The following is a 21009-nucleotide window of genomic DNA, read 5'->3' as shown; positions in this document are numbered from 1 at the left end:
GCGGCGACTTGATCTGGGGCAGGCGATCACGCCAAGGCGGCGGGAAGCGCGCCAGGGCGGCAGCTTGTCCGCCCGCCACGGGATGGCGCGCGCTGGCCGCCTCCCCGCTCAACCCACTTGTGCCTGGCCCGCGTCGTCCCACGGTTCAAACGGGTCCGCCAGGCCGGCCCAGCTTTGCGCGCCGGCGGCCAGTTCGGCGTCGCTGAGCAGGCAGGCATCGAAGGCTGCCGTCAGCGCCGCCACGTCCATGTCGATGCCGATCAGCACCAGTTCCTGCTGGCGGTCGCCCCACGGCTCCTGCCAGCGGCTGGCGATCAGCGCGCGGCTTTCCGCGTCGTCCGGCCAGTCGTCGCGATCGACCGCGTCCCACCACAACCCGCCCAGGCCATGGCGCGACATGGCGCCGGCCTGCGACCAGCTGCCGACCAGCAGCGGCCGCGTCGCCAGCCAGAAGTGGCCCTTGGAGCGCACCACGCCCGGCCACGCTTGCTGCAGCCAGTGGTAGAGGCGCTGCGGATGAAACGGCTGGCGCGCACGGTAGACAAAGCTGCCGATGCCGTAGGCCTCGGTTTCCGGCACGTGCTCGCCGCGCAACTCCTGCAGCCAACCCGGCGCCTCGGCGGCGGCGTCAAAATCGAACAGCCCGGTATCCAGTACCGCCGCCAGCGGCACGCGGCCGAAGTGGCTGCTGACGATGCGCGCGCGTGGGTTAAGCGTGGCCAGGATGGCCTGCAGGTGGCGGATGTCGGCGGCGCTCATCAGGTCGGTCTTGTTGAGCACGATCACGTCGCAGAACTCCACCTGCTCCACCAGCAGGTCCACCACCGTGCGCTCGTCGTCCGCGCCGGCCTGCTCGCCGCGCTGCGCCAGGCTGTCGCGCGAGCCGTAGTCGCGCAGGAAGTTGAAGCCGTCCACCACCGTCACCATGGTGTCCAGCCGCGCGATGTCGGCCAGGCTGGCGCCGTTGTCGTCGCGGAAGGTAAAGGTCTCCGCCACCGGCAGCGGCTCGGCGATGCCAGTGGATTCGATCAGCAGGTAGTCGAAACGGCCGGCGGCGGCCAGCTGGCGGATCTCCACCAGCAGGTCCTCGCGCAGCGTGCAGCAGATGCAGCCGTTGCTCATCTCCACCAGTTTTTCCTCGGCGCGGCTGAGCGCGGCGCCGCCGTCGCGCACCAGCTGCGCGTCGATGTTGACCTCGGACATGTCGTTGACGATCACCGCCACGCGGCGGCCGTCGCGGTTGTGCAGGATGTGGTTGAGCAAGGTGGTCTTGCCGGCGCCGAGAAAGCCGGACAGCACGGTGACGGGCAGGCGATGGTCTGATGGCTGGGGCACAGCATTCCTTTCGTTATAACGTAACAATTAACAAAGTTACGTTATAACACATCTTCCAAACCTGCGGCTCGCGTCACGTTACTGACATTTGTCCGTCACACGCCTGCCACCCGCCGCCGCCACAATGCCGGGATGCACAACCCCGGAGGCGATATGCATACCCATACCCTGGTCAACAAGGCAGTCCACAACAGCCGCAGCACCGGCCGCCGCGCACTGGGCGACCGGCTGTTCGCGCGCTGGTTCAGCCAGCTGGTCTACGCGCAGATCTGGGAAGACCCGCTGGTCGATATCGACGCGCTGGCGCTGCAACCCGGCGCGCGGCTGCTGACCATCTCCTCCGGCGGCTGCAATGCGCTGGCCTACCTCGCCTGCGCGCCGCAGGAAGTGCACGCGGTGGACCTCAACGCCAGCCATCTGGCGATGCTGGCGCTGAAGCGCGCCGCGTTCCAGGCCCTGCCGGACTACCCGGCGCTGCTGGCCTTTCTCGGCGGTGCCGACGACGCGGCCAACCTGCAACGCTACCGCCAGTATCTGGCGCCGCAGCTGCCACCGGCCGCGCGCCAGTACTGGGAACAAACCGACTGGCGCGGCCGGCCGCGCTACAGCCTGTTCGCGCGCCACGCCTACCGCCACGGCCTGCTGGGGCGCTTCATCGGCGTCGCGCACGGCCTCGGGCGGCTGCTGGGCGGCAACCTGTCGCGGCTGGCCACCGCGGCCAACCTTGACGAGCAGCAGGCGCTGTTCGATCGCCATCTGGCGCCGCTGTTCGACCACCCGCTGCTGCGCTTCCTCGCCCGCCGCCCGGCGATGCTGTACAGCATGGGCATTCCGCCGGCGCAGTTCGCCGCGCTGCTGCACGACGCCGACGGCGACCTGCCGGCGCTGTTCCGCGAGCGCATGCGCCGCCTGGCCTGCGATTTTCCGCTGGCGGACAACCCGTACGCGCAGCAGGCATTTGCCCGCCGCTACGATACCGGCCGCCAGAGCGCGCTGCCGATGTACCTGCAGCAACAGCACTACGCCGCCATCCGCGAGCACAGCCAGCACCTCTACAGCCACCACTGCTCGCTGACCGATTTCCTTGTCAACCGCCCGTCGCAGTCGCTGGACGCCTACCTGTTCCTCGATGCGCAGGACTGGATGGACGACGCCCAGCTCAATGCGCTGTGGCGCGAAGTGACCCGCACCGCCGCCCGCGGCGCGCGGGTGGTGTTCCGCACCGGCGGCAGCGCCTCGCCGCTGGAAACACGGCTGGCGCCACAGGTGCGCGCCGCGTGGCACACCGACCCCGACCACAACCGCGAGCTGCACCGTCGCGACCGCGCCGCCATCTACGGCGGCGTCCACCTCTATATCAAGCAAACATGACCCTACTCGAACCCGCGCTGCTGCTGGACGGCCACGCCAGCTGGCTGAGCCAGGCCCGGCTCAACGGCGGCCAGCACTGGGTGCGCAATGCCGCCTGCGACGTGTGCTGCAGCGACGCCGGCAATCCGCCGATCCCCGTCACCCGTCTGCACACCTTCAGCGCGCAGGACAGCTACGTCGCCAGCGCACGCTCGGCGTGGCTGCGCTACGCGCAGGACGAAGCGCAGCGCAAGAGCCGCTCGCTGGGCACGCTGGCGCAGGTCGCCGGCCTGCCGCTGTCCGGCCTGATCACCGCCGCGCGGCTGGACGAGGCGGCGGTGATCAACAACTGGCTGATCTCCACCAACCTGCACCCGCAGTGGCAGGACAGCGACCTGTCGCTGCTGACCGAGTCGGTGATGGCGCGCCACTGCGACAGTCCGCTGCTGCTGCGCAATGTCAGCGACGCGGTCAACCCCGGCCTCGCGCAAAGGTTGGCCGCACAGGGCTGGACGCTGCTGCCGGCGCGGCAGATCTACACCTGCGATCCGCAAGACCCGGCGGTGTGGCAAAGCCCCAACGTCAAGCGCGACCAGAAGCTGCTGGCACAGCCCGATCTGCAGCTGGGCGGCCCGGACACGCTGAGCGCGGACGAGCTGCCGGCGTTGCGGCGCTGCTTCCGCGCGCTGTTCATCGACAAGCACTCGGTGCTGAACCCGGATTTCACCGACGAATTCTTCGCGCTGTGCCTCGACAAGCGCTTCCTGGAGCTGCACGCGCTGCGGCTGGACGGCCGCATCGTCGGCGTCATCGGCCTGTACCAGCGCTACGGCTGGCTGACCACGCCGCTGCTGGGCTACGACACCACGCTGCCGCCGGAGCTGGGGCTGTACCGGCGGCTGATGGCGCTGCTGCTGCGCGAGGCACAGGCGCGCGGCCTGCGCCTGCACTACAGCTCCGGCGCCGGCGCCTTCAAGCAGCATCGCGGCGGCGTGCCGGCGCTGGAATACAGCGCGGTGTTCAGCGCCCACCTGCCGGGGCGGCAGCGGCTGGCGCTGAGCACGCTGGCCGGCATCCTGCAGCGCATGGCCGGGCCGATCCTCAGCCGTCACGGCTGAGCATGGTGGTGGCGGTTTGTGACTTTGCTTAGCTGAAACAAGCATTGGCATAACTCATGCCAATGACGTTATGCTGCGCCATTGGCATGACCGTTATGTACAAAGGAACCCACCATGCAATTGCGCACCCTGCTGCCCTTGTCCCTGCTCGCCCTGTCCGCCACCGCGCTGGCCAAACCGCTCACCGTCTGCACCGACGCCAGCCCGGAAGGCTTCGACGTGGTGCGCTACAACTCGCTGACCACCACCAACGCCAGCGCCGACGTGCTGTTCAACCGGCTGGTGGAATACGACGTCCGCCAGGGCAAGCTGGTGCCGTCGCTGGCCACACGCTGGACGGTGGCGCCGGACGGCCTGTCCATCACCTTCACCCTGCGTGACAAGGTCGCCTTCCACCGCACCGCCTGGTTCAACCCCACCCGCGCGCTGGATGCCGACGACGTGGTGTTCAGCTTCCAGCGCATGCTGGACAGCAACCACCCGTGGCACAAGACCGCGCCCACTGGCTACCCGCACGCCAAATCGTTCCAGCTCGACAAGCTGATCAAGGCCGTGGTGCGCGTCGATGCCCGCACCGTGCGCTTCGAGCTGAACCAGCCGGACGCCACCCTGCTGCCGACCCTATCGATGGGCTTTGCCTCGATCTACTCCGCCGAATACGCAGCGCAACTGGCGCGTGCCGGCACCCCGGAGCTGCTCAACAGCCAGCCGGTCGGCACCGGCCCGTTCCAGCTGCAGGGCTTTGCCAAGGACAGCGCAGTGCGCTATGCGGCCAACCCCGCCTACTTCGGCGGCAAGCCGGCGGCAGAACGGCTGACCTACGCCATCACCACCGACAGCAATGTGCGCGTGCAAAAGCTGAAGGCCGGCGAATGCCAGATCGCCATCGGCCCGAAACCGCAGGACGTGCAGGAAGCCAGCGCCGACAGCCGCCTGCGCGTGCTGACCACCCCGGCGTTCATGACCGGCTTCGTGGCGCTCAACAGCCAGCACAAGCCGTTTGACGACAAGCGCGTGCGCCAGGCTGTCAACCTCGCCTTCGACAAGCCCAGCTACCTGAAAGCGGTGTTCGGCGGCAGCGCCATCGCCGCCAGCAACCCGTTCCCGCCCTCCACCTTCGGCTACAACAAGGCGATCAAGGACTACCCGCAGGACATCACCCGCGCCAAAAAACTGCTGGCCGACGCCGGCCACCCCAACGGCTTTGACACCAGCATCTGGATCCGCCCCACCGGCAGCACGCTGAACCCGAACCCGAAAGCCGGCGCCGAACTGCTGCAGGCCGATCTCGCCAAGATCGGCATCCGCGCCGAAATCAAGGTCATCGAATGGGGCGAGCTGATCAAGCGCGGCAAGGCCGGCGAGCACGACCTGCTGTTCATGGGCTGGGCCGGCGACAACGGCGACGCCGACAACTTCCTCACCCCGCAATTCAGCTGCGCCGCGGTGCAATCCGGCACCAACTTCGCCCGCTACTGCGACCCGACACTGGACAAGCTGATCACCGACGCCCGCCGCGACGCCAGCCCGAAACTGCGCGCCGCCAACTACGCCCGCGCGCAGCAGATCATCAAGGAACAGGCGCTGTGGCTGCCGCTGGCCCACCCGACCGCCGCGGTGATCACCAGCAACAAGGTCAGCGGTTATCAGGTCAGCCCGTTCGGGCGCGTGGATTTCAGCAAGGTGCTGCTGAAGTAAACAGTTTGGCTGGCGCCTGAAACGACTGCGGCCAACCTTGGTGACGAGGTTGGCCACAGGGTTTGTGGGGTGGCGGGGAATGGTGAATACAGGGTGACTATGCCTTGGCATAGTGGCTGTTAGCGGCCAAGAGCAGTCCTTACATTGAATAACCGTACAGCGGACATTTACCTTATGAGCTCCACCGAACTCCCCTCCCATTTGCTAGCACAAGCGGTTCCGTCCGGAAATGAGTTTGGCTGGCGGAGCAGCGACTTCCCGGTGGTTCTACGGAGCGCAGCTGCAGAAGGCTTTGCCTGCCTTGGTGGACAGTTTCAATGGGTGTTGCCTGATGGAAGGTGCGAACCCTACTGGCTGAATGCCGATGCGCGTCCCAGGCAACCCGGAGAGTCTTGGGCGGCCTACGTCCATCGCACCGAAGCAGAGGTCGCGGAAGGCTTTGATCTCCTGCTGCGTACTACCGACTTCGATGCCGAAGCAGAGAAATGGCAGCACCTGAAGGAGAAGAAGGCACAGGGTGTTCCAGTGAACGACTACTTGGTCTTCATTGCATATTTCACCCCAGCCGCCAATGATGCATAGAGGGCACCCGACCGCCGCGGTGATCACCAGCATGCAGGTCAGCGGTTACCAGGTCAGTCCGTTCGAGCGCGTGGATTTCAGCAAGGTGGTGCTGAAGTAAGCGTTTTGTCCGGCGCCTGAAACACATGCGGCCAACCTTGGCGACAAGGTTGGCCGCAGGGTTTGGGTGCAGGAAGATAATGGGTGTGGCTGGTTTTTTAGCCGAAATCATCAGAGATACCTCTGCATGACTGTGGCGGCCATAATAAAAACCAGACCTTGGCGAAAGTGAGAATGGCAAGAATTTTTTCTTCGATTATTTTACGTATAAAAAACGATGTCAACATATGGGTGAGTTTGACCATAAAGCTGGAGCGCAAACAAAGCCATCGGACCATAAAAGGTACGTGGCCCCATAGATTGAGAGGTGATTATGAAGTGGGTCATTAGTTGGTTTGATAAAAAAACTGAAGAACATGTTGGCTACTATGAGGCTGATTGTCAACTTGACATTAGTGAACTAAGAAATATTTTTTACCTGTCTGAAAATGATCCTATGTGTGATGTTTATCCAATCGATAATGATTTGTCAGTTTGTTATTTTGAGAAAAAGATATCCATGAAGCTTAATTTAAAAAATTACTCCTATTTTCTTGAGTGCTGCCAATAGATTTTGGATTTTGTTTTTTGTAAAATATTTTGAGCGATTGATGGTTATGCTTAACATGATCTTAGCCAGTGATTGAAATTGGCGTGACCAATGAAATGCTTGCAAGGTAATCATTGAGCTGATTATGATTTTTTTGCTGAGATTCTGGTCGATGATTTATGCGTTTTTATAGTGGCATTCGTAGCAAGTCGCCCGGACTTCATTGTTCTGGGTTTTCTTTACCCGTAGCCCGGATAAGCCTAAGCGCATCCGGGGACTCGCCCACCTAACAAGAATCAGTCTCGCGCCACATTGAGGTAATCTCTCCGCCCACGCTTTGCCTTGCGGCCAACGTTGGCGCATCCCCGGATGCGGCTTTGCCTTATCCGGGCTACGAATGCTTCCCCCGCCGTTTTCAAGCGCCTGAAATAGCCTAAAAAAACACGCGGCCAACCTTGCCAGGGTTGGCCGCGTGTCTGCGTTTGCCGGGGATGGCGCCCTATTCCCCCATCACCACGCTTTCCCGGCGCGGGTCGGCGCCGCCGAAGTAGCCGCTGCCCGTGCGGCCGATGGCCTGCAGGCCGCTGGTCATGTCGGTTTCGCGCACTTCATGGCCGTGTGTCTGCCGCCACTGCACGGTGCCAGCTGGAAAGCATATTTCTTTCAGCAGCGTCGGCGAAGAATGATGAAGCCGCGCACCGCTGACACGCAGGCAGGCACCAGCGGCCCGCCGGCCGGATCAGTCCTGAGCGCGGACGTTGGCGATGGTGGCCTGCATCAGCGCCACCACTTTGTACGCGGTGCCGCCGTCGGGGTAGGCACGCACTTCGCCGGTGCAGACGGTGAGCAGCTTGCCGGCATTCTGGACCGTACCGATGGCCACGAAACGCTCACCGAGTGCGGGCCGGAGCAGGTTGATCTTGAATTCGGCGGTGACCACTTCGTACCCCGCTGCCGCCTTGGTCAGCGCGGCATAACCGCACGCGCTATCCACGATGCTGGTGATGGCGCCCGCATGCACATAGCCGTGCTGTTGCGACAGCGCGCGGGAAAAAGGCAGGGCGATGTGGACTTCCCCATCGGCGACATGGGCGAGCGTAGCGCCCAGCGTCGCCATCAGGCCCTGGTCGCGGAAACTGGCAGCAATTTTTTCGTGGAGATCATTCATGTTGCGGGCACCTTGGCAAGGGTTGGAGGCTGCCATGCAATTTAGCAGCCTTGCACCTGCTTGTATTTGTCATTGGCGGAATACCGGCCGGTCGCCGGCCGTGTCGTGGCGCATTTTTCCCGGCATCGGCTCAGCGCATGAGCTGCTCGGCAAACAGCAGCGTGGCGATGACGATCATCGCGGCACCGGACAGGCGGCTGACGAGCAGCGCCGCCCGCGGGCGGGTTTGCAGTACCGCCCCGGCGCCAAAGCCGACCAGCAGATAGACCACGCCGCAACTGACGATGTGCACCAGCCCCAGCGCAACGATCTGCAGCGGCACCGACCACGACGCGCTGCGGTCCGTGAACTGGGGCAGCAAGGCCAGGAACAGCAGGAATACCTTGGGATTCAAACCGCTCACGCAAACGCCTTTCACGGTCCAGCGCGCCCATGAACCGGATTCCGCGATCTCGGCGGCGCTGGGCACGGCGGGATGGCGCAGCATGCCGATGCCAACCCACAGCAGATAGCCGGCGCCGACGACGGTGAGCGCGGTCAGGGTCAGCGGGTGGCCGGCCACCAGTGCGCCCACGCCGGCCGCCACCACCAGTGTCGCCAGCAGGTGACCGATGAGCAGGCCGGCGACCGCCGGCACCACCACCCGCCCTCGCATGCCGGCGGAGATCGCATACGCCCAGTCCACACCGGGGGTGATGACAAACAGGATCGACACCGCCCAGAAAGCCGCAAAAATGCCATAGCTCATGCTGCGGCTCCCGCACGCCGCCGCCGGGCTGTGGCCCGCAGCTCGATTGCTGCCGGGCTGGCAGACCACGCCAGGCCGGCGATAGCCGAATCCGTCTCCGCCGGCTGCCGCCGACCGCACTGTGTTTTCATTCCGTACTCCTCCAGAGGCATATCGCCTACCTTCCGCCACCTTGGCGAGGTAGATGTTTCCAAGTTCGTGTTGCTGTTGGAAATAATATTCCCTGGAAGTTAGAATGTGCTCTCGAGTTTTTGTGATGCATCTGCAGTTTTTGGAAAATTTTTCTAAATGGACAAGATTGATTGCAAGATTCTTGCCGAACTCCAGTCCGACGGGCGTCTTTCCGTCACCGAGTTGGCCGACCGCATCGGGCTGAGCGTCTCGCCCTGCCATCGCCGGGTGCGCGCACTGGAGCAATCCGGGGCGATCAAGGGCTACCGTGCCCACCTCGACCCCGCAAACCTGGGCCTGAATTTTTCCGCCCTCGTTTTTGTGACGCTGCGCGACGGGGATCACCACGCAGTGCAGACCTTCGAGGCGTCATTGCTCGCCATTCCGCAGGTTATCCAGGCCCAGCGGCTGTTCGGTGACCCCGACTATCTGCTCCACGTCATGACCCGCGACCTGCCCGCTTTCCAGCAACTGTACGATGAACGCCTTTCCAGCCTGCCCAGCGTGCAGCGCCTGACCTCCACCCTGGTCATGAAGAATGTCATTCAGGACCGCCCGCTGCCGCTGTGAGCCCTGCGCTGCAGGCCGGGCAATGCGCTCGCATTGTGGCCGTGCGGGCGGAAGCGGCGAAGGCCGCCGGCTTATCAGCGCATCCAGATATACCCCCGACAACTCACCACCATATGGCGGCGATACTCCCCGGATGCGGCTTTGCCTTATCCGGGCTACGAATCTTCCCTCGCCGGTTGCAAGCGCCTGAAATAGCCTAAAAAAACACGCGACCAACCTTGCCAGGGTTGGCCGCGTGTCTGTATTTGCAGCGGATTGCGCCCTATTCCCCCATCACCACGCCTTCGCGGCGCGGGTCGGCGCCGCCGAAGTAGCCGTCCGCCGTGCGGCCGATGGCCTGCAGGCCGCTGGTCATGTCGGTTTCGCGCACTTCATGGCCATGCGTCTGCAGCCACTGCACGGTGTCGGCCGGGAAGCGCTTTTCTTCCAGCAGCGTCGGCGCACCGGTAGCGCCGAAGTTGGGCAGGTTGATCGCCTGCTGCGCATTCAGTCCCCAGTTGAGCATGCCGTACAGCGTCTTGGCGGTGTAGTGGATGATCAGCGCGCCGCCGGGGCTGCCGCCGCTGATCAGCAGCTGGCCGTTGGCCTTGTCGAACACCAGCGTCGGGCTCATCGAGCTGCGCGGGCGCTTGCCCGGCTGCACGCGGTTGGCGGTGGGCAGGCCGCTGGCGTCGTTGGGGGCGAAGTTGAAATCGGTCAGCTCGTTGTTGAGCAGGAAGCCGCCGGCGCCCTTGCCGGACGGATTCACCATCTGCCGCGCGCCGAACTGCGCCTCGATGGTGGTGGTCATGCTCAGCGCATGGCCGTCGGCATCGACGATGCTGATGTGGCTGGTGCCGTATTCCGGCTGCACCGCGGCGATGCCCAGCGCCAGCGGCATGGCGCCGGGCTGGCCCGGCTGCGCGGTCTTCATACTGGTTTCCCCAATCAGCTTCGCGCGCGCCGCCAGATAGCCGGGCGCCAGCATGGTGTGCCAGCTGCCGCCGGGCGGCGACACGAAGTCCGGGTCGCCGACGTACTTGGCGCGGTCGGCAAACGCCAGCCGTGACGCCTCGCTGTACAGGTGCAGCCACTGCGGCGACGGCAACGACTTGCCATCCGCGCCCGCCTGCAACGGCAGGCCGGCGGCCGGTGTGTGGTTCAGGATGCCGAGGATCTGGCCGATGGCGATGGCGCCACTGCTGGGTGGCGGAAAACCGCACAGGCGGTAGTCGCGGCTGGCGGCACGGTAATCACTGCACAGCGCGTCACGCTTCTTCGGCCGGTAGGCGGCGAGATCGGCCAGCGTCAGCTTGCCGGGGTTGGCCGCATGGCCCTGCACCTTGGCGACGATGGCCTCGGCCACCGCGCCCTGCAGCAGCGCCTTGCTGCCTCGCGCGGCGATCTGGCGCAGCACGTCGGCGTAGGGTTGGTTGCGCAGCAGGTGGCCGACCGGATACGGCTCGCCGCCGGCCTGATAGAAGTAGGCGGCAGCCACCGGGTCCTGCTTCAGGAAAGCGTCAGACTTGAGCAGGGTATGGAGCCGCGGGCTGATGGCGAAGCCCTGCTCGGCCAGGCGGATCGCCGGCTGGAACAGCGCCGCCCAAGGCAGCTTGCCCTGTTCGCGGTGCGCCTGCTCCAGCATCGCCACCACGCCGGGCACGCCGACCGAGCGGCCGCCGACCACGGCATCGTTGAACGCCATCGGTTTGCCGTCGGCGCCGAGGAACAGCGTCTCGTCGGCCGCGGACGGCGCGGTCTCGCGGCCGTCGTAGGCGCTGACCTGCTTGCCGTCGTAGTACAGCAGGAAGGCGCCGCCGCCGATGCCGCTGCTTTGCGGCTCCACCAGCCCCAGCATCATCTGCACCGCGATGGCGGCATCCAGCGCGCTGCCGCCGGCGGCCAGCACCTGACGGCCGGCGTCGGTGGCCAGCGGATTGGCGGCGGCCACCGCGTACTGTCTGGTGGCCCAGCCCGGCTTGTCCTGATAGCCGGAGGCGGCTTCCGGCTGCGGCGGCAACGGGGTGTAGGTGGACGATGGCGGCGTGGCGGCACAGGCGGCCAGTAGCAGCGACAGGGCAACGGTGGACAGGCGGGCGCTCATGGTGGGGTCCTTGTCAGGCGGCGAGAACTATAGCCATAGCACATGCCATGCCAAATGGAAAACCGGTATGCACGGCATGGCACCCAATCGGTACGCCGTGGCCGCGGCGGCACTGTTAAAATGCGCGCTTTTGCCGCCGGCCCCGCCCATGCTCCCCATCCTCTATCGTGACCAGCACCTGATCGCCATCGACAAGCCGTCCGGCCTCTTGGTGCACCGCAGCGAGATCGACCGCCGCGAAACCCGCTTCGCGGTGCAATTGCTGCGCGACCAGATCGGGCAGCAGGTGTTTCCGGTGCACCGGCTGGATCGCGGCACCAGCGGCGTGCTGCTGTTCGCGCTGGACAGCGACACCGCGCGGCTGCTCAACCAGGACTTTGCCGCCAAACAGCCGGCCAAGACCTACCTCGCGGTGGTGCGCGGCCATCCGGCCGACAGCGGCGACATCGACCACGCCATCACCCGCCAGCCGGACGAGCGCGAATACGTGCACGGCAACGCGCAGCTGAATGCGCAGCCGGCCTTCACCCGCTACCGCACGCTGGCGCGCTGCACCCTGCCCTACGCCGTGGACCGCTACCCGCAAAGCCGCTACGCGCTGGTGGAGCTACACCCCGAAACCGGCCGCCGCCACCAGCTGCGCCGCCATCTGAAACACATCAACCATCCGATTATTGGTGACGCCACCCACGGCAAGGGCGTGCACAACCGCTTCTTCCAGACACAATTCAACGTTGGCCGCATGCTGCTGCACGCGGTGGAACTGAGTATCCGCCACCCGCACAGCGGCGAGGCGCTGACGCTGACCGCGCCGCTGAGCGGCGATTTTGCGCGCCTGCTGCACGAGCTGGGCTGGGCCGGGGCGCTGCCGGCGGCGTGGCTGGGGGAGTCCGGCCGCGACTGAGCCAGACTCGCCTTGCGGCCAACGTTGGCCCCAAGGCCGCGGGACGGGCGGCGAATTGCGCTACAATGTGCGGCTATTTTGTCCGAACGACCGCCATGCTTAGCTATCGCCACGCCTTTCACGCCGGCAACCACGCCGACGTGCTGAAACACCTGATCCAGGTGCAGATCATCGACTACCTCGGCCAGAAGGATAAGCCGTTCTGGTACATCGACACCCACGCCGGTGCCGGTGCCTACAGCCTGACCGAGGGCTACGCCACCAAGACCGCCGAATACGTCGATGGCGTGGCGCGGCTGTGGCAGCGCGACGATCTGCCGCCGGCGGTGGCGCGCTATCTGGAGGTGGTGCGTAGCATCAATCCGGACGGTGAGCTGCGCCACTATCCCGGCTCGCCGTGGTTCGCCGCCGAGACCATGAACCGCAGCGAGAAGCTGCGCCTGTTCGAGCTGCACCCCAGCGATTTCCAGCTGCTGGGCGAGTGCTTCGCCGACGCCGGCCGCCGCATCAAGGTCGAGAAAAACAATGGCTTCGAGGCGCTGAAGTCGATCCTGCCGCCGCCACCGCGTCGCGCGCTGGTGCTGATCGACCCGCCGTACGAGGACAAGGGCGACTACCAGCGGGTGGTGAACGCGATGCAGGAATCGCTGAAGCGCTTCGCCACCGGCACTTACGCCATCTGGTACCCGCTGCTGCAGCGGCCGGAGATCAAGGACATGGTGGCGCAGCTGAAGGCGCTGCCGTGCCAAAGTTGGCTGGACGTGACGCTGACGGTGCGCACGCCGTCGAAGGAAGGCTTCGGCATGCACGGCAGCGGCATGTTCATCGTCAACCCGCCGTGGACGCTGCCAGCGACGCTGAACGACACCCTGCCGTGGCTGACCGCGGCGCTGGCGGTGGACAAGGGCGCCTGGCACAGCGTGGAATACCGCGAGAACAACTAAGCGCCACGAACAAAACCCCTGACCCTGCGTTGCGCCTCCTTGCCGTACCAAGTGTACTGTCTGCGTCGGCGCGCCTTGGCTCAGGCACTCTGCGAGGTTTTGTTAGCGACGCCAAGGCAAATAACCCGACATGAAAATGGCCCTGCACACGCAGGGCCATTTGCTTGCGGCCAACCTTTGACGGCCAGAGTTGGCCGCACGGCTAGGCGGCGCGGCCTCAGTCCGGCGCCAGCAGCAGGCGGCGTTCGCTGTGGAACTGGCGCGCCTCGCCGCTCACCGGATCGGTAAAGGCGATGCTGCGCGCCAGCAATTGCAGCGGCTGGCTGAAGTCGTCCACCGCCTTGTCCGGCAGCAGTGCCGGATACCACGGGTCGTTGACGATAGGGATACCCAGCGCGGTCAGGTGCGCGCGCAGCTGGTGCTTGCGCCCGGTCAGCGGCGACAGCCGGTAGTGCGCCAGCGTGCCGGCGCGGGCGATCAGCTCGACGCGCGTCTCGCTGTTGGCCTCACCGGCCACCTCGTGCATGCGGAAACAATCGTCGCGCTCCAGCAGGCGGCTGCGGTGCGTAAGCGGCAGCGCGAGATCGTCGCGCCACGGCGCGATGGCCTCGTAGGTCTTGCGCACCTCACGCGTCTGGAACAGGCCCTGGTAGGCGGCGCGGTGCGCCGGATCGATGCAGAACAGCATCACGCCGGCGGTTTCGCGGTCGAGACGGTGGATCGGCGTGAGCTGCGGCAGGTCCAGCTCGCGGCGCAGGCGGCCGAGCAGCGTTTCGCGCAGGTGGCGGCCACCGGGAATGCAGGCGAGGAAGTGCGGCTTGTCGGCCACCAGCAGTCGCGCGTCGCGGTACAGCACCCTGGCCGCAAACGGCACCGCCACCTCGTCCGGCACCTCGCGGTAGTACCAGATGCGGCGGTTGGCCGGATACGGGCTGTCGAGGCGGTGCGGCCGACCCAGGTGATCGAACACCTCGCCGTTCTGTAGCCGCGCGCGCCACACCGCGGCGGGAATGTGCGCGAAGTGCGCAACCAGGAAGCTGAGCAGGTCCGGCCAGGCGCCGGCCGGCAGTTGCAGGAAGCTCGGCGCCACGCCGGCGCGCTCGGGAATGGGAGAAACACGTTGATTCATCGCGCGATTGTAAGGCCACACGCGCCAGTTGGCAGCAGGCGCGTTAAAATGCCGGCTTCACCGCATCGCGAAAGCGCAGAAACATGGCTGTAAAGAAGAAACCGGCCGCCGCCAAGCCGAACAAGGAAGAAAACGCGCAGCTGGCCAAGCGCCTGGCGCGCGCCGATGTCACCGTCAACGCGGTGTGGGCGCTGCTGGACAGCCTGCTGGCCGACGACGGCCTCGCCGCGCAGCCGCTGGCCGAGAAATACGCGCAGATGAGCGGCGTCTATTTCCGCAAGATCCGCAACGGCCGCGTGCTGAGCCTCACCGACTACGCCATCGCCGTCGACCTGTGCACCGCCGCGCGCCGTGCGCTGCGCAGCATGGACGACAGCCTGCAGTTCGCCGACCATCCGCGCGGCGAAGCGCTGCGCAGCGTCGCCGAGCAGGCGCACCAGGTGCTGATGGAACACTATCACCTGTCCACCAAGCCGGGCCGGCCGCTGCCGCCCTGAGAACCTATTCACGATCTGCTGCAACTGATCTCACAGGGCGATACAGCGTTGAAAACGGCTTCGGCATGCTGGTTTATATCCAGTAAACGCACTTCCCCAGCCGTTTTCGCCTTGTCTCGCGTGAGCGTGCGAGATCGTGAGCACGCCCTGAACGCTGTGCTGCGGCCAACGTTGGCCGCACGCCTCCCCTACCGCTTACCGCCAAGGCCAGACCATGAAATTCAAACCGATGACCGAACAAGACTACCAGCGCCTGGGCGAAACCCTGAGCCGGCTGGCACCACAGGGCGCGATGTCACTGGAAAAGCTGGACGGCTTTTTCGCGGCGCTGCACGCCGGGCCGGAGGCGATCAAGCCGGTCGACTGCCTGCCGACCATCCTCGGCGCCGCCTTCGATGACGAGGCCGCCTTCGCCTCGCCCAAGGTGCTGGAGAAGTTCGTGGCGCAGGTGATGGGCCACTGGCTGGAAATCGCGCGCACGCTGGCCAACGGCGAAGACTTCTACCCGTGGCTGGACGCCGATGAGCACGGCGTGGTGCACGGCAACGACTGGGCCGAGGGCTTCAGCGAAGGCATGCAGATCCTGTACGACGACTGGACGCTGCTGTTTGACGATGCCGAGGCCGCCGGCGCACTGGCACCGATCATGGCGCTGGCGTTCGAGCACCATCCCGATCCGGAAATGCGCCCCTTCCTCGACGGCGCCAGCGCCGAACAGAAGGCGGAATGGCTGGGCGAGATTTCGGCCTCGGTGGCGCAGATCTACCGCTTCTTCGCCGCCCTGCGCCAGGAGATGGAAGACGCCGAAAGCGACGCCAACGACGACTGAGCACGTCCGCTGCACCATCCAGGCCGCCCGGCATTCGTCGCGGCGGCCGTTTTCATTGTGTCCCCCGCGGCCACACATCGACCACCGCTGCAGCGCATCATCGCCCCGCGCCGACCGGCTGCGCCCCGTCACCAGCCACCACCGTGACGGCCGCCGCACCGCCTTGCGGCCAACCTTGCTCCGGCACCGCCCTTTTCGCCCTGCAGCCGCCCCGTTAGCGGCACGTTCGCCACCGCGCCGCGCCAGCCACCCACAAAAACAACAGCCCGCCAGCCCCCGCCGCGCACTATTTTCACGCCGCACCGGCAGCGGAAAAATAGCAAAAACTCTAATGCAAACTACTGATAAATATCGTTTTTTGCAGTGCAGCATCGCTCGGGTTGATTTTTGCTATCAGAATTTGCGATTGGTCAGCCGCCGCCCGCTTTCGTACATTCTGAAGCCATGACAAGCCCACACTGTTTTCAGGGCCATAACAAGTACGCCATAACAAATTACGACTGACCCGACGCGTCGAACAAACAGCCTCACCCGCTCGACCTCACTCTGCAAAGCAAAAGGAAACCAACGATGTCAGCAATCGAATCCGTGCTCAAAGAAACCCGCAGCTTCCCTCCTTCCGACGCTTTCCGTGCCAAGGCCACCCTGTCCGGCATGGAAGCCTACAACGCCCAAGCCGCACTTGCCGAAGCGGACTACGCCGGCTTCTGGGGCAATCTGGCACGCGAGCTGCTGACCTGGAGCAAGCCGTTCACCACCGTGCTGGACGACAGCAATGCGCCGTTCTTCAAGTGGTTTGCCGATGGCGAGCTGAACGTTTCCTACAACTGCATCGACCGTCACCTGGCCACCAAGGGCAACAAGACCGCGATCATCTTCGAAGCCGATGACGGCAGCGTCGAAAACATCACCTACCAGCAGCTGCACGAGCGCGTGTCGCGCTTCGCCAACGGCCTGAAATCGCTGGGCGTCGCCAAGGGCGACCGCGTGGTGGTGTACATGCCGATGGTGGCGGACGCGGTGGTGGCGATGCAGGCCTGCGCCCGTATCGGCGCCATCCACTCGGTGGTGTTCGGCGGATTCTCCGCCGGTGCCGTGCGCGACCGCATCCAGGATGCCGGCGCCAAGATCGTGATCACCGCCAACGAAAGCGTGCGCGGCGGCAAGCAGATCCCGCTGAAGGCCACCGTCGACGAGGCGCTGACGCTGGGCGGCTGCGAATCGATTGAAAAAGTGGTGGTCCTGCAGCGCACCAACGGCCAGGTGGCCTGGGGCGAGCGCGACATCTGGTGGCACGAGCTGACCGCCAGCCAGTCCGCCGACTGCCCGCCGGTGACCATGAACGCGGAAGACCCGCTGTTCATCCTCTACACCTCCGGCTCCACCGGCAAACCGAAGGGCATCCAGCACAGCAGCGCCGGTTACCTGCTGGGCGCACTGAACAGCTACCGCTGGACCTTCGACGCCAAGGACGACGACGTGTTCTGGTGCACCGCCGACGTGGGCTGGATCACCGGCCACAGCTATGTCGCCTACGGCCCGCTGGCCTTCGGCGCCACCCAGATCATCTTTGAAGGTGTGCCGACCTACCCGGATGCCGCCCGCTTCTGGCGCATGATCGAAGCCCACAAGGTCAGCATCTTCTACACCGCGCCGACCGCGATCCGCTCGCTGATCAAGCTCGGTGCCGATCTGCCGAAACAGTACGACCTGTCCAGCCTGCGCCTGCTCGGCACCGTCGGCGAGCCGATCAACCCGGAAGCGTGGATGTGGTACCACGAAGTGGTTGGCGGCGGCCGTTGCCCTATCGTCGACACCTGGTGGCAGACCGAAACCGGCAGCCACATGATCGCGCCGATGCCGGGCGCGGTGGCCACCAAGCCGGGTTCGTGCACCCTGCCGCTGCCGGGCATCATCGCCGACATCGTCGATGAAGCCGGCGGCCCGGTGGATGCCGGCAAGGGCGGTTTCCTGGTGATCAAGAAACCGTTCCCGTCGCTGGTACGCACCATCTGGAACGACGCCGACCGCTTCAAGAAGACCTACTTCCCGGAAGAGTTCAACGGCCAGTACTACCTCGCCGGCGACTCCGCCAACCGCGATCAGGACGGCTACTTCTGGATCATGGGCCGCGTCGATGACGTGCTGAACGTGTCCGGTCACCGTCTGGGCACCATGGAAATCGAATCGGCGCTGGTGGCCAACCCGCTGGTGGCGGAAGCCGCGGTGGTCGGCAAGCCGCACGAGGTGAAGGGCGAAGCGGTCGTGGCCTTCGTGGTACTGAAGGGCGAGCGCCCGGTCGGCGAAGAGGCGAAGAAAGTCGCCGCCGAGCTGAAGGCCTGGGTAGCGCACGAGATCGGCAAGATCGCGCAGCCTGACGACATCCGCTTCGGCGAAAACCTGCCGAAGACCCGTTCCGGCAAGATCATGCGCCGTCTGCTACGCTCCATCGCCAAGGGCGAGGAAATCACCCAGGACGTGTCGACGCTGGAAAACCCGCAGATCCTGCAACAGCTGCAAGAACCGCAGTAAGCCGCGCACCCTGCGCAACTGAAGTCGCCCCGGCCCTGCCGGGGCGTTTTTACGCCAGACGGGAACCGTCTCATGAGCCGTACCGCCAACGCGACACTGGTCAGCGCCACCGTTGAATTCCTGCGCAAGCATTCGCCGTTCGACCGCATGGAAGACGCGGCGCTGGCCTTCCTCGGCCAGCACGCAAAGCTCGCCTACTACCCGAAAGACAGCCTGATCCTGACCCCCGACATGGGGCCGCCGCCGCACTTCTACGTGGTGCAGCGCGGCAAGGTGCTGTCGCGCGAGGACGGCGAGAGCGCCTCCGGCAACGTCATCATCAGCAGCGGCGAGTGTTTCCCGATCGGCGCCGCCAGCGGCCAGCGCGCCACCATCTGCACCTACAGCGCCGTGGATGACGTGTTCTGCTACCAGCTGGACAACCAGGACTTCCAGCAGCTGCTGCTGATCAGCCCGGTGTTCAACCGCTTCTGCGCCAGCCACATCTCCACCCTGCTCAGCCAGTCGCGCAAGCAGATGCAGGCGCAGTTCTCGCAACGGGCGCTGGAACAGCAGTCGATGGCGACCAAGCTGCACGAACTGTGCAAGCGGCCACCGGTCACCGCCCGCGCCGACGATCCGCTGGAAACGGTGCTGACGCTGATGGGCGAAACCGGTGTCGGCTCCATCGTCATCGTCAGCGAAAGCGGTGTCGCACAAGGCATCTTCACCCAGTCCGACGTGCTGAAACGGGTGGTATTGCCGAAGCTGGCGCTGGATTGCCCGATCTCGCAGGTGATGTCGCGCAAGCCGCACACCCTGCCGCAGGATGCCACCGCCTACGACGCGGCACTGGCGATGGCGATGCACGGCATCCGCCACGTGCTGGCGGTCGACGACGACAATCTGGTGCTGGGCGTGATTTCGGAGCGTGACCTGTTTGCCATGCAGCGCGTCGGCCTGCGCCAGCTGCGCTACGCGGTGGAAACCGCCGCCGACATCACTACCCTGCAACAGGTTGGCCGCGACCTGCGCCAGTTCACCATGAACATGCTGGGCCAGGGTGTCGGCGCCGAGCAGCTGACACAATTCATCTCCGCGCTCAACGATGGCATCACCCGCCGCGTGATCGAGCTGAACCTGCAGCAGCACGACCTGTACGGCGTCGACTGGGCATGGCTGTCGTTCGGCTCCGAGGGGCGCGAGGAGCAGACCTTCAGCACCGATCAGGATAACGGCATCATCTACCTGTGCCCGGAGGCGATGGACAAGGACCAGCTCAGCATGCGGCTGCTGGATTTTGCCCGCGACGTGAACGCCGACCTCGACCGCTGCGGCTTCCCGCTGTGCAAGGGCAACATCATGGCCGGCAACCCGGAGTGGTGCCTGACGCTGGAAGAGTGGCAGGAGAAGTTCGCACGCTGGATCCGCGCCCCGGACCCGGTGGCGCTGCTCAACGCGTCGATCTTCTTCGATTTCCGCCCACTGTACGGCAAGCGCTATCTCGCCAACCAGCTGCACAAGCGCCTGCTCGCGCTGAGCCAGGACAACAGCGTGTTCCAGCGCATGCTGGCCGGCAACGCGCTGGCGGTGGCGCCACCACTGGGTCTGCTGCGCGACTTCAGCACCGAGGAATACCACGGCCAGGGCGGCTACATCGACCTGAAAAAATCGGCGGCGCGGCTGTTTGTCGACGCCGCGCGGGTGCTGGCGCTGGCCAAGGGCATCGCCGCCAGCAGCACCATCAAGCGCCTGGAGCGCGCGGCGAAACAGACCGGCTCGGCGCCGGAAGAAACCGCCGCCATCATCGACGCCTTCAACTTCATCCAGATGCTGCGCCTGCGCCACCAGCACCTGGAAGACGAGCACGGCCGCCCCGGCGACAACCTGATCCAGCCGGACAAGCTGAACCCGCTCGACCGTCGCATCCTGAAGGAATCGTTCCGCCAGGCACGCAAACTGCAGCAGAAACTGAAGGTGATGTACCAACTATGAACTGGCTGAGCGGCTGGCTGGACCGTTTCCGCCCTGACAGCAAGCCGCAGCTCAGCGACGAGCAGCAACAGCGGCTGCGGCGCTGGCAGGCGCTGCCGGCGCACGACTGGCAGCAGGACAGCCGCAGCACGCGCTATCTGGTGGTCGATGTCGAGGCCAGCGGCCTGCAGATACGCCGCGACCACCTGATCTCCATCGGCGCGGTGGCACTGGACCGCGGCGTGATCAACCCCATGGACGCCTTCGAAGCTGTGCTGCGCCAGGACACGGTATCCTCCACCGAGAACATCCTGATCCACGGCATCAGCGGCTCGGAACAGCGCGAAGGGCTGGAGCCGGCGGAGGCGCTGCTGCGCTTTCTGGAATACAGCCGCCACACGCCGCTGGTGGCCTACCACGCCTATTTCGACCAGGCGATGATCGCGCAGGCGATGCGCCGCTTTCTGGGCATCCGCTATCAGCCGAAGTGGCTGGATCTGGCGTGGCTGATGCCGGCGCTGTTTCCGGACCGCTACTGCAACACCGTGGCGCTGGACGAGTGGCTGGAGACCTTCGGCATCGAGAACTTCCAGCGCCACAACGCGATCTCGGACTGTCTGGCGACGGCGCAATTGCTGCAGGTGGCACTGCAACGGGCGGCGGAACGCGGCATCGACACGCCGCAGGCGCTGGCCGCCAGCGAGAGCCTGCGCCGCCGCAACAGCTGGTAGGGAATAATCCTGCGACAGGCTGTTTTTTGTGCGCAGCCA

The 21009-nt window shown here is 65.3% G+C and carries 18 protein-coding genes and 1 pseudogene; 13 read left to right on the top strand and 6 right to left on the bottom strand.

Annotated elements, in window-relative coordinates:
- Positions 1 to 108: 108 nt before the first annotated feature.
- Positions 109 to 1335, bottom strand: coding sequence for a zinc metallochaperone GTPase ZigA (gene zigA / locus NOM55_RS01385; RefSeq protein WP_255907161.1), 1227 nt, complete (start codon positions 1333 to 1335; stop codon positions 109 to 111).
- A gap of 153 nt (positions 1336 to 1488) precedes the next feature.
- Between zigA and NOM55_RS01380 the strand changes: the two genes are divergently transcribed.
- From NOM55_RS01380 to NOM55_RS17390, 5 genes and pseudogenes are all read left to right on the top strand, one after another.
- Entirely contained in the window at positions 1489 to 2706 is a 1218-nt protein-coding gene (locus NOM55_RS01380) for a DUF3419 family protein (RefSeq protein WP_255907160.1), read from the top strand.
- On the top strand, positions 2703 to 3803 hold the full coding sequence (locus tag NOM55_RS01375) for a GNAT family N-acetyltransferase (protein WP_255907159.1): 1101 nt from the start codon (positions 2703 to 2705) through the stop codon (positions 3801 to 3803). The genes NOM55_RS01380 and NOM55_RS01375 overlap by 4 nt, the downstream gene beginning before the upstream one ends.
- 114 nt (positions 3804 to 3917) lie before the next feature.
- On the top strand, positions 3918 to 5501 hold the full coding sequence (locus NOM55_RS01370; RefSeq protein ID WP_255907157.1) for an ABC transporter substrate-binding protein: 1584 nt from the start codon (positions 3918 to 3920) through the stop codon (positions 5499 to 5501).
- A gap of 174 nt (positions 5502 to 5675) precedes the next feature.
- Complete coding sequence (locus NOM55_RS01365; RefSeq protein ID WP_255907156.1) at positions 5676 to 6083, top strand: hypothetical protein; 408 nt, start codon at positions 5676 to 5678, stop codon at positions 6081 to 6083.
- Positions 6084 to 6397: 314 nt separating this feature from the next.
- Positions 6398 to 6481: pseudogene (locus tag NOM55_RS17390) on the top strand (hypothetical protein); the annotation flags it as partial.
- 729 nt (positions 6482 to 7210) lie between these two features.
- On the opposite strand, the gene NOM55_RS01360 reads toward NOM55_RS17390, so the two are convergent.
- The 3 genes from NOM55_RS01360 to NOM55_RS01350 form a co-directional block, all read right to left on the bottom strand.
- Complete coding sequence (locus NOM55_RS01360) at positions 7211 to 7348, bottom strand: hypothetical protein (protein WP_255907155.1); 138 nt, start codon at positions 7346 to 7348, stop codon at positions 7211 to 7213.
- Positions 7349 to 7450: 102 nt separating this feature from the next.
- Positions 7451 to 7879: a PaaI family thioesterase gene (locus tag NOM55_RS01355; RefSeq protein ID WP_255907153.1), complete on the bottom strand. Its 429-nt coding sequence runs from the start codon at positions 7877 to 7879 to the stop codon at positions 7451 to 7453.
- A gap of 130 nt (positions 7880 to 8009) precedes the next feature.
- On the bottom strand, positions 8010 to 8627 hold the full coding sequence (locus tag NOM55_RS01350; RefSeq protein ID WP_255907151.1) for a LysE family translocator: 618 nt from the start codon (positions 8625 to 8627) through the stop codon (positions 8010 to 8012).
- Between the two features lie 288 nt (positions 8628 to 8915).
- Here NOM55_RS01350 and NOM55_RS01345 point away from each other — a divergent pair, with 288 nt between their 5' ends.
- Positions 8916 to 9368, top strand: a complete 453-nt coding sequence (locus tag NOM55_RS01345) for an Lrp/AsnC family transcriptional regulator (protein ID WP_047966346.1) — start codon at positions 8916 to 8918, stop codon at positions 9366 to 9368.
- 262 nt (positions 9369 to 9630) lie between these two features.
- Here NOM55_RS01345 and NOM55_RS01340 read toward each other — a convergent pair whose 3' ends face one another.
- A complete protein-coding gene (locus NOM55_RS01340; protein WP_255907148.1) occupies positions 9631 to 11451 on the bottom strand; it encodes a gamma-glutamyltransferase family protein in 1821 nt (606 codons plus the stop codon).
- Positions 11452 to 11599: 148 nt separating this feature from the next.
- On the opposite strand from NOM55_RS01340, the gene NOM55_RS01335 reads away from it, so the two are divergent.
- Both NOM55_RS01335 and NOM55_RS01330 read left to right on the top strand, forming a co-directional pair.
- Positions 11600 to 12355 carry a pseudouridine synthase gene (locus NOM55_RS01335; RefSeq protein ID WP_255907147.1) on the top strand — a complete coding sequence of 252 codons (756 nt, stop codon included), beginning with the start codon at positions 11600 to 11602 and terminating at the stop codon, positions 12353 to 12355.
- A 95-nt stretch (positions 12356 to 12450) separates the two neighbouring features.
- Positions 12451 to 13299, top strand: coding sequence for a 23S rRNA (adenine(2030)-N(6))-methyltransferase RlmJ (locus NOM55_RS01330; protein WP_255907146.1), 849 nt, complete (start codon positions 12451 to 12453; stop codon positions 13297 to 13299).
- 217 nt (positions 13300 to 13516) lie between these two features.
- On the opposite strand, the gene NOM55_RS01325 is transcribed toward NOM55_RS01330, so the two are convergent.
- The gene (locus tag NOM55_RS01325) at positions 13517 to 14428 is read right to left on the bottom strand and encodes a pseudouridine synthase (protein ID WP_255907145.1); all 912 of its coding nucleotides are present in this window, start codon (positions 14426 to 14428) and stop codon (positions 13517 to 13519) included.
- A gap of 83 nt (positions 14429 to 14511) precedes the next feature.
- Between NOM55_RS01325 and NOM55_RS01320 the strand changes: the two genes are divergently transcribed.
- The 5 genes from NOM55_RS01320 to NOM55_RS01300 all read left to right on the top strand — a co-directional run bounded on the left by NOM55_RS01320 (position 14512) and on the right by NOM55_RS01300 (position 20970).
- Entirely contained in the window at positions 14512 to 14925 is a 414-nt protein-coding gene (locus NOM55_RS01320) for a hypothetical protein (RefSeq protein WP_255907143.1), read from the top strand.
- A gap of 214 nt (positions 14926 to 15139) precedes the next feature.
- Complete coding sequence (locus NOM55_RS01315; RefSeq protein ID WP_255907142.1) at positions 15140 to 15754, top strand: UPF0149 family protein; 615 nt, start codon at positions 15140 to 15142, stop codon at positions 15752 to 15754.
- A gap of 570 nt (positions 15755 to 16324) precedes the next feature.
- On the top strand, positions 16325 to 18286 hold the full coding sequence (gene acs, locus NOM55_RS01310) for an acetate--CoA ligase (protein WP_255907141.1): 1962 nt from the start codon (positions 16325 to 16327) through the stop codon (positions 18284 to 18286).
- Positions 18287 to 18358: 72 nt separating this feature from the next.
- Entirely contained in the window at positions 18359 to 20260 is a 1902-nt protein-coding gene (locus tag NOM55_RS01305; RefSeq protein ID WP_255907140.1) for a DUF294 nucleotidyltransferase-like domain-containing protein, read from the top strand.
- A complete protein-coding gene (locus NOM55_RS01300) occupies positions 20257 to 20970 on the top strand; it encodes a PolC-type DNA polymerase III (RefSeq protein WP_255907139.1) in 714 nt (237 codons plus the stop codon). The genes NOM55_RS01305 and NOM55_RS01300 overlap by 4 nt, the downstream gene beginning before the upstream one ends.
- The last annotated feature ends 39 nt before the right edge of the window (positions 20971 to 21009 follow it).

This window comes from Vogesella sp. AC12, assembly GCF_024437575.1.
In the GTDB taxonomy this organism is placed as follows: domain Bacteria; phylum Pseudomonadota; class Gammaproteobacteria; order Burkholderiales; family Chromobacteriaceae; genus Vogesella; species Vogesella indigofera.
The sequence above is the reverse complement of the archived record's forward strand: the minus strand, read 5'-3'. Positions and strand labels throughout refer to the sequence as shown.